General features: G+C 60.1%; 13 protein-coding genes and 1 pseudogene. 12 read left to right on the top strand and 2 right to left on the bottom strand.

From position 1 onward, the window contains the following. Positions 1–80 precede the first annotated feature (80 nt). A complete protein-coding gene (locus SO139_RS17180) occupies positions 81–401 on the top strand; it encodes a DUF736 domain-containing protein (protein WP_498540291.1) in 321 nt (106 codons plus the stop codon). A 101-nt stretch (positions 402–502) separates the two neighbouring features. Here SO139_RS17180 and SO139_RS17175 read toward each other — a convergent pair whose 3' ends face one another. Beyond that, positions 503–757 carry a helix-turn-helix domain-containing protein gene (locus tag SO139_RS17175; protein WP_498540290.1) on the bottom strand — a complete coding sequence of 85 codons (255 nt, stop codon included), beginning with the start codon at positions 755–757 and terminating at the stop codon, positions 503–505. A gap of 165 nt (positions 758–922) precedes the next feature. Here SO139_RS17175 and SO139_RS17170 point away from each other — a divergent pair, with 165 nt between their 5' ends. The 3 genes from SO139_RS17170 (at position 923) to SO139_RS17160 (ending at position 2,128) form a co-directional block, all read left to right on the top strand. Next, positions 923–1,198: a DNA -binding domain-containing protein gene (locus SO139_RS17170; RefSeq protein WP_449380346.1), complete on the top strand. Its 276-nt coding sequence runs from the start codon at positions 923–925 to the stop codon at positions 1,196–1,198. 218 nt (positions 1,199–1,416) lie between these two features. Continuing rightward, on the top strand, positions 1,417–1,548 hold the full coding sequence (locus SO139_RS17165) for a transcriptional regulator domain-containing protein (protein ID WP_449380410.1): 132 nt from the start codon (positions 1,417–1,419) through the stop codon (positions 1,546–1,548). A 58-nt stretch (positions 1,549–1,606) separates the two neighbouring features. Continuing rightward, on the top strand, positions 1,607–2,128 hold the full coding sequence (locus SO139_RS17160; protein WP_498540297.1) for a DUF2285 domain-containing protein: 522 nt from the start codon (positions 1,607–1,609) through the stop codon (positions 2,126–2,128). A 534-nt stretch (positions 2,129–2,662) separates the two neighbouring features. Here SO139_RS17160 and noeE read toward each other — a convergent pair. Continuing rightward, positions 2,663–3,838, bottom strand: coding sequence for a nodulation protein NoeE (gene noeE, locus SO139_RS17155; protein ID WP_498540289.1), 1,176 nt, complete (start codon positions 3,836–3,838; stop codon positions 2,663–2,665). Positions 3,839–5,116: 1,278 nt separating this feature from the next. On the opposite strand from noeE, the gene SO139_RS17150 reads away from it, so the two are divergent. The 8 genes and pseudogenes from SO139_RS17150 to SO139_RS17115 all read left to right on the top strand — a co-directional run bounded on the left by SO139_RS17150 (position 5,117) and on the right by SO139_RS17115 (position 13,006). Beyond that, positions 5,117–5,395, top strand: a complete 279-nt coding sequence (locus tag SO139_RS17150; protein ID WP_449380348.1) for a helix-turn-helix transcriptional regulator — start codon at positions 5,117–5,119, stop codon at positions 5,393–5,395. Positions 5,396–5,398: 3 nt separating this feature from the next. After that, positions 5,399–6,265: pseudogene (locus SO139_RS17145) on the top strand (replication initiator protein A); the annotation flags it as partial. 362 nt (positions 6,266–6,627) lie between these two features. Further along, positions 6,628–7,092, top strand: a complete 465-nt coding sequence (locus tag SO139_RS17140) for a DUF2840 domain-containing protein (protein WP_498540288.1) — start codon at positions 6,628–6,630, stop codon at positions 7,090–7,092. Next, positions 7,092–7,598 carry a S26 family signal peptidase gene (locus SO139_RS17135; protein ID WP_498540287.1) on the top strand — a complete coding sequence of 169 codons (507 nt, stop codon included), beginning with the start codon at positions 7,092–7,094 and terminating at the stop codon, positions 7,596–7,598. Before SO139_RS17140 ends, SO139_RS17135 begins: the two co-directional genes overlap by 1 nt. 188 nt (positions 7,599–7,786) lie before the next feature. Beyond that, positions 7,787–8,509, top strand: coding sequence for a lytic transglycosylase domain-containing protein (locus SO139_RS17130; RefSeq protein WP_498540286.1), 723 nt, complete (start codon positions 7,787–7,789; stop codon positions 8,507–8,509). Positions 8,510–8,750: 241 nt separating this feature from the next. Then, positions 8,751–10,478 (top strand): relaxase/mobilization nuclease domain-containing protein, encoded by a 1,728-nt coding sequence (locus SO139_RS17125; protein WP_498540285.1) that lies wholly within the window; start codon positions 8,751–8,753, stop codon positions 10,476–10,478. A 91-nt stretch (positions 10,479–10,569) separates the two neighbouring features. Continuing rightward, positions 10,570–12,546 (top strand): conjugal transfer protein TraG, encoded by a 1,977-nt coding sequence (locus SO139_RS17120; RefSeq protein WP_498540284.1) that lies wholly within the window; start codon positions 10,570–10,572, stop codon positions 12,544–12,546. 10 nt (positions 12,547–12,556) lie between these two features. Then, positions 12,557–13,006: a CopG family transcriptional regulator gene (locus SO139_RS17115; protein WP_498540283.1), complete on the top strand. Its 450-nt coding sequence runs from the start codon at positions 12,557–12,559 to the stop codon at positions 13,004–13,006. Positions 13,007–13,024 lie beyond the last annotated feature (18 nt).

Here is a 13,024-nt window from a genome sequence, read left to right as displayed (position 1 = left end):
GGGCAGGGTCTTCCACCCTGCGGGGGCATTGAATGCGCGTACCGGATCCCACCCAGTACTCCTGGCGCACGAGAAGTCACATGGCTAGCATCGGTTCTTTCAAGAAGGTCGGCTCGGATTTCCAGGGCGAGATCGTCACGCTGAGCCTGCAGGCGAGGGGCGTCCGCATCGTCGCCGAGGCCAACCGCTCAAACGACAACGCTCCCAGCCACCGTGTCTATGTGGGCCGGGCGGAGATCGGGGCGGCCTGGTCCAAGCGCTCCGAGGAAGGTCGCGACTACCTCTCGCTCAAGCTCGATGATCCCTCGTTCAACGCACCGATCTACGCGAACCTGTTCGAGGACGAAGCCAGCGAAGGCTACACCCTCCTCTGGTCGCGGCCGCGCAAGACCGGCGAGTAATCTACCTCCACCTACGCCCCGCCCGATCTACTCGGGCGGGGCGCTTTTTGACGCCGAGAAAAAAGCCGCCAACGGGACCGGATCGATCGACGTCGATCGCATCATGGATTTCGCTTTGCTGACTTGGCACGCGGTTTGCTAAACTCCTCGTCAGGCAAGACAAGATCGACGTGGCTGATGCCTAGCGTGCTTGCGAGCTCGAACAGCGTCACCACAGTCGGATTGCGCTGACCACGCTCCAACTTGCTGATGTATTGTTGAGTGAAGCCGGAGGCCTCGGCGAATTTCTCCTGCGTGAAGCCTTTCCGCTTCCGCTCCTTTAAGAAAATCCGGCCCACCAACTTGCGCATGTCCATCTGCGCAAGTTGCGTCTTTACATACTAGGAGGTTTAACTCCTATAGTATGTATTCTCAGGTTGGGACCGAGCCAGGGAATAGAGCTAAAGTGCGACCTTCAGCGAGCAAGCCCCGCGCGTCGAGTCGCCACCGACACGTTTGTTCTCATACTTTGCGGGATTCTCATGCAAACGCCGCTTAACCCCGATGTCGCGGACTTGGCGCCCACAGATGCGGCGCTGACATCCTATGACGAGCAGCATCTGGTGACATATTGGCGGCTGCTCGATGCCGAGGCCGATGGCGCCGATTGGAGCGAAGTTGCCCGGATCGTGTTGCATATTGATCCAGATCGCGAGCCAGCGCGCGCTCGCAATGCATTCGACAGCCATTTGGCGCGCGCGAAATGGATGGCTGACCGCGGCTACCGCGATTTGCTTCGCGCCGGCGCTCCCAAATAGCAAAAAAAAGTCGCTGGGATCGCGCTGCGGAGAAGGAATTTCTCTCGCTGATGGCGTGATCGACTATCTGCATCACGTGATGCACAAATAGAGACTTCCATGACAACCCTGGGATTTATAGACACTGCGCCGCAATTTTGCTTTGGCGGGAGATCATAGCAGTGTCTAAATTCGACTGGCGCTCACCGGAATCGTATCAGAGTGTCAAAGACGGCGAGATGTCGGATTTCGCTTGGGAAATCCTCCGCCGCAATCCCAAGTATCAAGCTGACTATCGGGACATGTTTTCGAAACACGGGCGGGTGACTCCCGAATTTCGGAGGAGATGGGGCCTCTGCTTTCGCTCATGACCCCCAGGGGTCCTTTCACGAGCAGACCATCTTCTGGGCGCCGGAGGCCTTGCCGGCGGTGCTGCCGATCGTTCGGAGCGCTTCCGGCTCGAATATCCTTGCCGCCGGCCTTGCACTTGCCGATCCTGCATCGCGTCGCATCAGACGGGCAGCGGACGGTTGGCATGTTGTATTGCGCATTCACGGAACCAAACATCATCTATGGCTGAAACAGGCCCCGCAGTTCGGTGCCTCTTATGCATTCGAACTGCCGCCTGACGCCGAGTTTAACATCCGTGCCCACGCCGCATATCGGTTCTTGCTTGCGATCAATGGTCGCCCGCCAGGACCTCCGTTTCATCACCTATCAGCCCAACGACGTAAGCGCTTAACGCTGGCGCTGCGCGCATTCGATGGGCGCATGGACGGCGCCACATACCGTGCCGTTGCCGAGGTGTTGTTTGGTGCAAGACGGGTCTCCGAGCGCGCCTGGAAAACCCACGACCTGCGCAGCCGAGTTATCCGCTTGGTTCAGGCCGGCTTGGCGCTGATGCGCGGCGGCTATCGCGCATTCCTTCGTCCACCCTCTCGCAAGGAATAAAACCGATACTGAAAGTCGATTCCCAACGTTAGAACGTACGCTCTGAGCGCCTTCGTGGATTGCGAGTTTAAGTCTTGAGAGTGCTGCAGGGACGTCGGCTACCTGTAGCGACGTCTCGAAGGGGTTCATCTAGCTTGGGGTAAGCGAACGTCTACTCTGACGCCACACGGCCGATCTGGATTGGGTCGGGCGGCCGAGGTCAAGCCTTCGGACACACGATGGCACTGCCGCTCCCTGAATTCAGCGAGCTCAATTGTAGAAGAGCGGCGTGTGTTTGGCGTGTGCGCCACGGGATCGGGACATTTTGAAGAAAGCAAGCGAGCAATCGTTCGGACCTGTGCCGGATATTTTGGCCATCCGCGCCTCAAATGCCGCAATTTATAGTTCTCCACTTTCGCGCTGCTTGCGCATGACAGCTGAGGCTGTGCTGCGATTGGCCTCTGAAATGATGAGGTCTGCCCCAAGCCTCACGATCTCGGCGCACAACATCATCATGCCGGCACGCCATCACGAACGGCCTTTTGGCGGCGCATCTCAATCGGCCTTCGAAGCTGTGAGCGCTTCATTCAACTGTGTCGCGATTGAATTTGCGATCTGTAAGGTCTCCTCTTTCTTGGAGGCGGCCAGACGTTGCGCTTGCTGAAATATCGAGGGACCGAAAGCCAACGTGGACTTCTCTTCTGCTTGCGAACCGTTACCGCATACGGCGCCGTCAGCGCGGATGTCAAATGATCCTTCTGTCTTGCCCTCGAGAAAATCCCAGCAGGCTCGAAATAACTGGCGATAGCCTTGGGTTACTTCCGGACCCTTATCAACGACGCCGGCCCGTTCGGCGAACCGGAGGTCCTGCTCATAACCGAGCTCGATCAAAAGCTCCGTCCCAACGAGATCGGTCACGACCTGCATCTCTTCGATGCCCAGGTCGGTTTGCCAAGCCCGCACTGAACGGTCATCGATAGCCTTTTTCTCCAGGATCTTGCGATCCCCGAAAGTGCTGGACCGGAGATAGTCCATTTGCTCCATCGGTGCCGATGCCACGTCCGTTGGGGTGTAACCCAGGCCAGCAAGCACGCGCCGGATTTCCTCGTCGGGGTGCGCCACAAGGACCTCGTATTGCACCACCTGCGTCTGAGGCCGACTGCGGTACGCTGCAAGCGCAGGTAAACCCAGAACGAGATCGGCGAGAGAAGATGCGATCGCAGGCGTCGGTTGGCCCAAGACGATATCGGCAACACAGGAAGCGATCGCAGGCGGATAACTTGCCGACAGGAGGGGAACGCCCCACGTCGTTTTCAGCGACGCCGCGATGGCGTAGGGGTTACGCATGAGAACCAGTCGCGGCGCTTCCGGATAGAGGGAATCCAAAAAATCGAGCACCGTCCAATAGCGCGGAGTCTTGTCTATCAGGGTGCGCTTGCCCGCAGCTGCCAAATATCGGCCATAAGCAGCATCGGCAAAAGTGCGAGTGACGATCGTTCGATCTATTCGCCCCAAGAACTCCGAGGTTGCGGTCTGAACCAGGGATGCGCCGGCCGGGTGACGATGGTCCACTTTACCGAAGGCCTCAAGTGCCAACATGAGCCACGGCTCAGGCGGAGCCAAAATATCTGGGTGGCGCTGAAGCAGATGCGCCAGCAGCGTCGTCCCCGAGCGGGGAAGACCTAGAAGAAAGCACACCGCAGGCGAATGGTTTACATCCTGGTTCATCATTCAACATCCTATACTTGGACAGACCCACCGTCCGTCCTGAACCCTTTTTCCGGCCGATGAGAAACATCACCAGCAATGCAGCTTCAGGTAGGCTTCAACCATTGCGATCCTCACATGACGTGTCCGTAAGGATCTCGACTTGCCGCGACAAAGTCCGACGAAATTATAGTCGCGCTTGGCTTTTGCGCTGCATGCCCGTTCACGGTTAGGCGGCGGACGACCCAAGCGCGGCAGGTCCGATTAGGGCGTACATAAAATGCCGGTGATTTAAGGGGGCGGGCAGATTTGCATCATGTATGGATCTCATTCGCATCGGATCTCGATGACTGGACTATTCATATTTGGCAATCTGGCTGCCATGAAATCGATCCATTTGACCAGACTGCAGCCCGGACCCAATCGGTGGCGACCAATCCTTGCGAAGCTGCAGCTGCGCAAGTTTCGTTCAGTCGCGCGGTGTTTATCCATATCAACGTGGGGAGCCTCGGAAAAGCATACTGTGGTTTATAGAAATATGCGCTTAGCGACCCAGAGGAAGTCCTTCGCTTCGAGCCGGCACGATGCCGCTCACGCGTCCGCCGAAGATGACGGTCGTCATGGGTTCGCCTCAGCCGATACGCGTCGCAGACCTTAGAATTCGTCTCAGAGCTGGGGCGAAGATGATCCCGATATCTGAGCTCTCCAAACTTACCTTTATTATCGACCATTCGTAGATTGGCAAAATCAATGGTTTTGATCGAACCATTCAGACGATGGATCGATGTCCCCTCGGCTTAGCCTCTCCTGTGTCTGAAAGAGACAAGGCTGTCGGTTCGATGCCACTTATTCAGGCAAGCTGGCGCTCGATGCGGCTTTCGAGATCGGCGCAGACGCTCATATCGTCCGTGGCGCGCAGTCAAGGGCCGTCCGCCAGAACCTCCATTTCATTTTCATCCAGCGCCGCGAGAGTTTGACGATGGTGCTGCGCGCCCTCGATGGACACACGCCATCGCGTGTCCGGGCACCACCCAAATGAGTCGGCCTCGGACGGTCCGGAAGCGCGCCTCTAGACGCGCCAACGATGCAGCGGCGGACCATCGCTTTGCGCAACGTTTGTCAACTGATGTGCGTTGGCTGACGGATAGTGCTCTGCCTGTCAGCTGTCAGGAACGGAGCCGGGGGTGCCGAAAATCATGACTGCATCTTCGGCATCCCCTTAAGCACTTCTACTCCGCCATTATGCTCATCGGCGCGCGATCAAACGCGCGCATCCTCCAGACGAGCGCGGGAGCTGCTCAAATGCCCGATCCGACCGCCGGCTTGCCGCCGCGATTATTGCGCACCCCTGAAGCGGCACGCTTTCTCGGCCTGTCCGGCCGAACTCTGGAAAAGCATCGCACCTATGGCACAGGGCCGACCTATCGCAAGCTTGGCGGCCGCGTTGTTTATGCGCTGGAGGACCTCAAAGCCTGGGCGGACCGTGGAGCCAAGAAATCAACCAGCGATCCCGGCATAGGCACGGTCTTGCCCGCAAAACGGCAGACGCCGATTCCGTATGCAGGCAAGGAGCGGCGCTGACCCATGTCGGACTGCATATCCTCTGCCCATGGGCGTCACTCTGAGCGCGGTCAACGCGATCTGTTGCGCTCATTGCCTGGCGACCTCTCACCATACGATGCGCAAGACCTGACGGCATATCCGTTCTCCTTGCCGTCAACGTCGATACGGGTTTTACCGATCAACTTCCGCGCTGGGGCAATCACGTTTCGTGCGGAAGCTATGTCGGAACGTGGCATGGTTCCGATTTGGAGTGCGGACGTTTTGATCTGGGCAGGTTCGCAGATTGGCGAGACTCGAGGTGCCGGCGCGACAACGCCCCGGCTGTTGGCAGCTACCCCATACGAGATCCCGACCTTCGTAGATCGCGGCGCCAGCGTGCGCGACTTCGAACGCCGCAAGGCTGCACACGACCGGCTGCAATTGACAACCATCACGATTTCGATGCGCCAGCCAACCGAGCGCCGACGCCATCGCTTCTCTGGGATCAACGAATGGAAGGAGACGGCAGATATGCACGGTCATGCCTGCGGAATCGATCTCATCGGGCGGGATCGGTTCTCCACGGGTCTTCGCAGTGAGGCCCCCGTATTGATCATCGCCCGTGCCCCGTTCGATCTGACTGGCGGATTTGAACGATGTCTCTATCGCCTCAAACGCAAACATGATGGCGGTCAAACGGGCGGCTGGCGCGCTGATTTCGTTCATCTCCACGCCAAGCCGAATAGCCTATTCCCCCTCGAGCACTTTGCTTACGACCCGCGCCAGATCGTCCGTCGTCAAACCCTACCCCAATATCGGCTTGTCACTACGCACGAGACTGACGCTGTTGACCGATCGAACTTCGCGCCACTTCAGGTCCGTCCCATTGCAAAAAAGTTTCGAAGGCAGGCGCATCTCGGAGCAGAGGCAAGGCCTGAGAGCTGCATCGCGCTATCAGGGACAAGAACTCTGGTGCCTTTGGGGACCGGGCCTTGCCGCCATCGGAGACGGAAAGCGCCGGTAACGCTCTGCTGCGTAGTCGCTGCCCGCTCCACTAGCTCTGCTAACCCTGAATCCCTCCGATTCCTCCTAACACATCAGACGTTTTCGTCTGCAATCAGCAAGGTGGCCGCCGCGAGGGTTTCGCGACCGCGCCTAGTTGCGCTTCGCTATAACCACTTGGCGGCCGCCAACGTTATTGCAGCCGCGGGCCAGCGGATACGCGTCTGTTGGCGCGAACCAGAGACGTCTCCGAACAAAGGGGCCGTCAAATGAGCGATGTCACAACTGTCGAACTATTGTGGGTCAAAGGGCGGATCGAGAACCGAATTCGGTTCGGCCGGCCCGTATCGGAAAAGATCATTGACCAACACCGCCGGATTCTTTCATTCGCGGTCGGTAGCATTTTCGCGTTCGTGCGCTGGACGTCCAACGATTTTGGAACCGTTCTGTCGCGTATCGACATTCTGCGCGCCGCGGCGCCACGGCAGCGATATTCAACTGTCCCTTGGGTATACCCCGGCGGAGAAAGTCTGCTCCGATTGTCAGGATGGACAAAAGTCGAGCGCGCACTGCAATTGATCGATGCGGTTGAGGCACTTGAGATCAATCCTGCAGATGCTGCGCCAGACTATTGGCATCACGTTCACAACCGCCTCTCTGTCAACGAAGCGCCGCGAACCTACACCCGAGCGCGCCACCAGGCTTGGCTGCGCCGTCGAAGACGGGGCCTCTGATGGCGCGGCTGACGATTATTCTAGCGATCTGCGGATCGGCAGCTCTCGCGTTGTGCTCGGACAGAGATGCAGCTCCATCGTACATCTGGAATGCTTCAGAAAGTGTTCCGATCGGCCTCTATCGTCTGCAGCCATCGCGACGATTGACTGTGACTGAGCTCGCGGCGGTTCGCCCGCCCGAGCCGCTTGCCACCTTCATGGACTTGAACGGCTATCTGCCGACCGGTGTTCCCATGCTCAAGCGCGTCATTGCGTTGCCGGGGCAAACCGTCTGCAGAAATGGCCTCGTCGTTTCCGTCGACGGCATCGATATGGGTCAGGCGCGGGATCGCGATGCACGTGGCCGTCCGCTGCCGGTTTGGCTCGGATGCCGCCTCATAGCGCCAGACGAAGTCTTTCTCATGAACTGGCAGTCGGCGGACTCGTTCGATGGACGCTATTTCGGCCCGATTCCGGCATCCGTCGTCATCGGACAAGCTCTGCCCGTATGGACAAAGGGAGACTGATCTTGTTCGGCCCGCTCCGTGGATATGCAGTCTCGTCGGTTGATGGATCGCCGCGCCCTTGCTCCTTCTCGGCCCGACCTTTTAAGAAGATCGTGCGCTATGCTCGTTGGCGATGGCCTCGCACCCAGCGGCCGAACTCGCTACCCATCAGTTTCGCGAGCGCAAGCGCCTGCGTTTCAATCTCCGTAATGGCGGTTTGGGTTTTGGGAGGTCTGCTGGTCCTCGAATTCCCGTCGGAAGGCTGGGCTGAGACCGCAATCCCGCCGCTTAGTTTGCATTCGCTCAGCTCCCTGCATGTCAATTCATATACAGCCTTCATGGCCGAAGCCTCCCACCGATTTGCGATCCCGGAGCACTGGATCCGTGCCGTCGTGCAGGTCGAGAGTAGCGGAAACGTAGACGCCGTATCGTCCCGGGGAGCATTGGGCCTGATGCAAATCATGCCCCAGACTTGGGTCGACCTAAGTATTCGCTACAACCTCGGTCTCGACCCCTTTGACCCCCGCGGCAACATTCTCGGAGGGACGGCCTACCTTCGCGAGATGCTCGACCGGTTTGGACGGCAAGGATTTCTCGCAGCTTACAACGCGGGTCCAAAGCGCTACGAGGCGCATCTGGCTACGGGGCAACCACTACCTCAGGAAACCCAGGTTTACGTTGCCAGGCTCGCAGGATTGATCGGCATTGAGCAGAATGAGCATGCGGCTTTGTCCATCCGACGCATTCTTCCGTGGCAGCAGGCAGCATTATTCTATGACCGCCCGGACAGCTCGTCAGCTAATGCCGGATCGACATCAGCTCTGCATTCGATGAACACTCCAAACGACCTTGCGAACATAGGAATGCCTGCCTTCGTACCGGGTGCGACCGGGCTCTTTGTGTCGCGATCAACCGAAGCGGAGGCCCGATGATCGCAGTCGCATTTCGTCGCGTGTTGTCGAAGTTTATCGCGCGTTGGAGAGCGTTAAGGGGCGAGGAGGGACTAGCCGACCGCGGATGGCAGGATAAAAGCCGCAAGGTGCGGCCGGTCGGTTGGGTGAGAATTGCCAGTGAATTCAGATACGCTCCAAACCTTGCGAAGATCCGGCACAACTTGTCATTTTCGCCACGACGCTGTTTTGGCTCGGCTTTCCACACATTGCGGGGGCCGATATGACCCGTAACGATGATTTCCGCATTCGCCCAGGCCGAATCGGCTCGACACGCGGGCCGCGAACAAAGCCCTTCCTGGCGCAAGCCTTACAGGCCGCGCAGAAGGCTGGCGGTCTTTCACGTCGTGCCGGCAGTCGTGGCGGCAGGTTTGGGCGTGGGCGCGCTGCGACCGTTAGGGCCAACCGGCTCCTGCAAGATCGCGGCCGCAGTGCCATGGTCAAGGCGCGTGTCGTGCGGCGGATGCGCTCGCCAGGCAGCCTGCGGGCTCATATCGGTTACTTGCGGCGTGACGGCGTCACCCGTGACGGATCGCGTGGCGAGCTATTCGATGCTGCCGGAGATGGCGCAGATGGCCGAGCCTTTGCTGAGCGCTGTGAGAACGATCGGCATCATTTCCGCTTCATCGTCTCGCCGGATGACGCCGGCGAACTCGCAAGTTTACGGAGCTTTACGCGCGAGTTGATGGACCAGGCCGCACGCGATCTCGGTACACGGCTTGACTGGGTCGCCATCGACCATTGGAACACTGAGCACCCCCACATTCACATCCTGGTGCGGGGCCGGGCCGACGACGGTTCCGACCTTGTGATCAGCCGCGATTATATCAGCAAAGGCCTGCGGGCCCGCGCAAGTGATCTGGTCACCCGCGAGCTTGGTCCCCGATCAGAGCTTGAGGTTCGGCGCGGCCTTGAGGCAGAGGTGGCGGCCGAGCGCTGGACCCGGCTCGACCGCGCGCTTGCCCGGGAAGCGGGACGTACGGACGGGGTGATTGATCTGCGGCCGGAGCGCGGCGGCGGGTCCGACCCGTTGCGCGAGATCCGGATTGGCCGGATGCGGACGCTCGAGCGGCTGGGGCTCGCTGAGCCCGCCGGCTCCGCGCGCTGGGTTCTCGCCCCTGATTTGGAGCTGCGCTTGCGTGCGCTTGGGGAACGCGGCGATATCATCAAGCGGCTGCACAAGACACTCGCAAAGGATGGCGCATCTCGTTCGCCATCCTCCTGGGCGCTCGAAGGCGAACGTCATGGCGAGCCCATCATCGGCCGCCTTATCGCCCGTGGCCTCGATGATGAGCTTAGGGGATCGGCATTCGCCGTCGTCGACGGAATTGACGGGCGTGTGCATCACCTCAGGCTCCCCGACATCGATGCGGCCGGTGACGGGCCGGTTGGCGGTATTGTCGAATTGCGTCGCTTCGAGGATATGAGGGGCCGTCAGCGGGTCGCGCTTGCGGTCCGCTCAGATCTTAATCTCGACCAGCAGGTGGCTTCGGAAGGGGCGACCTGGCTCGATCGGCGCCTGGTCGCTCGTGAGCCGGTCGATCTCGCGCGCGGCGGATTCGGTGCCGAGGTTCGGTCCGCGCTCGATCGCCGGATCGATGCGCTGGTAGAGCAGGGGCTTGCCCGCCGGGATGGTGACAAAGTCACGCTAGGCCGCAACCTGATAGGCACTCTGCGTAGCCGTGAGCTCGATGCCGTGGGCCGGCGCCTAGCCTCTGAGACAGGGCTGGCGCATTTGCCCGCTGAGGCGGGAGAAACCATTTCCGGGCTTTACCGCCAAAGGATATCGCTCGCCTCGGGTCGCTTTGCCATGATCGACAACGGGCTAGGCTTCCAGCTCGTGCCCTGGACACCGTCGCTGGAGCGTGAGCTCGGCAAACAGGTCAGCGGTATCGCCGGTCCCGGAGGGGTCGACTGGAGTTTTGGGCGCAAGCGCGACCTTTCGCTCTGACCCGCCGATCTCTTCGCCATGCTGCGCGACACTGCGACCTCGAATGGATTGCCGTTGAATGGTGCCCTCGCGGTGCGCATCAATTCTGGCCATGCCCGCGACGAAGATTCTTTGGGGTCAACTGCTCTTTGTCTCAATGGTCGTGCTCGCCTTCCTCTGGGCGGCCACCGAATGGACGGCCTGGCGTCTGGCCTTCCAGCCGCAGCTCGGGCCTGCCTGGTTCACGATCGCGGGCTGGCCTGTCTACCAACCGGCTGCCTTCTTCATTTGGTGGTTCGAGTTCGACGCATACGCACCTGTCATCTTCGTCAAAGGAGCGTGCATCGCCGCAAGCGGCGGGATCGCATCCGTCGGCGTCGCCATCTTCCTTTCGGTGTGGAGGGCAAAGGAAGCTCAGCATGTGACGACATATGGGTCGTCCCGTTGGGCTGACGCGCGGGAGGTTCGCCGTGCGAGACTTCTGGGGCTAGATGGCGTCGTGCTCGGTCGCTTTGAGGGCCGCTACCTCCGGCACGATGGACCCGAGCATGTCTTGTGCTTTGCCCCGACACGGTCCGGCAAAGGCGTCGGCCTTGTCATTCCGACACTGTTGACCTGGCCGAACTCCACGATCGTCCACGATATCAAGGGCGAGAATTTCCAGCTGACCTCGGGATGGCGCGCCCGTTTTGGGCCAGTGCTGCTCTTTGACCCGACCAATCCGGCGAGCGCGGCTTATAATCCACTGCTCGAAATTCGCCGAGGCGATTGCGAGGTCCGCGACGCCCAGAATATCGCCGACATTCTCGTCGATCCCGAAGGGGCGCTCGAGCGTCGCAATCACTGGGAGAAGACCAGCCATTCCCTGCTGGTCGGGGCAATTCTCCACGTCCTGTATGCGGAAGCCGACAAAACGCTTGCGGGCGTTGCCAACTTCCTGTCGGACCCGTTGCGCCCGATCGAAACGACCCTGAACGCAATGTTAGCGACACCCCATTTGGGAGAGCGGGTCCATCCGGTCGTGGCTTCGGCGGCACGTGAGCTCCTCAATAAGAGCGAAAATGAACGCTCCGGCGTGTTGTCGACCACGATGAGCTTCCTGGGGCTGTACCGCGACCCCGTGGTTGCCAAGGTCACGGGGCGCAGCGACTGGTGCATTCGCGATCTCGTTGACGGACCCCGCCCAATCTCGCTTTACCTTGTGGTGCCACCGTCCGACATCGCCCGGACAAAGCCCCTGATGCGGCTCGTGCTCAATCAGATCGGGCGGCGGCTGACCGAGAGCCTCGATACCAACCGACGGCGGCAGAAGCTGCTCCTGATGCTCGATGAGTTCGCAGCCCTCGGCCGGCTCGACTTCTTCGAGAGTCAGCTCGCGTTCATGGCAGGCTATGGCATCCGCAGCTTTCTCATCACCCAAAGTCTGAATCAGCTCGAGCGCGCCTATGGGGCGAACCACGCGATCCTCGACAATTGCCATATCCGCGTTGCCTTCTCGACCAACGACGAGCGCACGGCCAAACGCGTGTCGGACGCGCTCGGAACCGCAACCGAAATGCGCGCGATGAAGAACTATGCCGGGCATCGGCTCTCGCCATGGCTTGGCCACCTGATGGTCAGCCGCCAGGAAACATCTCGTCCGCTGCTCACACCCGGAGAAGTCATGCAGCTCTCGCCCAGCGAGGCCATTGTGATGGTTTCCGGCGTGCACCCGGTGCGCGCCCATAAGGTCCGCTACTACGAAGATCCGCAGTTCCAAAACCGGATACTCGGCCCGTCGCGCAGCGTTCCAGTCGGCTTGGTCGCCCAGCCCGACGATTGGTCGGGCCGCATACCGATCCCGCCTTCGGTTGGTCTGCTTACCTCGTTAAAGCGCAACGTCCGCGATGGGAATGGCGGCATTCGCCGCGAGCCCGAACTGCCGCAGCAGGAGGAGGTCGTGATCACGGATCGGCACGCCGATAACGAATTCGATGCCGGGCTCGATGACAGCGATGCTGATGCCGCACAAGCGACGCCCCTCAACCGCTCGATGCAGGGGCTGGCACGTTCGGTTAGCCTCGACCCGGACGATAAGATGGGCCTTTGAGATTGGCGCGATGAAGAAGGCCCAGCTCAGCATCTATCTCGATCGAGAGATCTTTCGCAGTCTCGAGACCTTCGCAAAGCGTCAAGACAAGCCCAAGTCGCTGGTTGCGGAGGCCGCCATTGCCTCCTTTCTGTCTCCCGACGAGACCGAAAGGCGGGAAGCGGCGATAGCCAAGCGGCTCGACCGAATCGTGCGGGTGCTCGAGCGCCTGGAGCGTAATGACGGTGTTGCGCTGGAAACGATTGCCCTGTTCATCCGCTTCTGGTTGACAGCAACTCCGGCATTGCCGGAGCAGTCAAGCCCCGCAGCGCGCGCCAAGGGCGCTGAGCGCTACGATCGCTTTGTCGAAGCGCTAGGTCGGCGGCTCTCCAGCGGTTCGAGCGTTCTTAAGGAAGTCAGTCTCGAATCGTATGACGCGGGAAGCCTTGATTCGACACGCGACAAAGCCGGCCGCACCTGATCGACCACCTATTGTTGT

This window comes from Bradyrhizobium sp. UFLA05-89, from assembly GCF_059803475.1.
The sequence above is the reverse complement of the archived record's forward strand: the minus strand, read 5'-3'. Positions and strand labels throughout refer to the sequence as shown.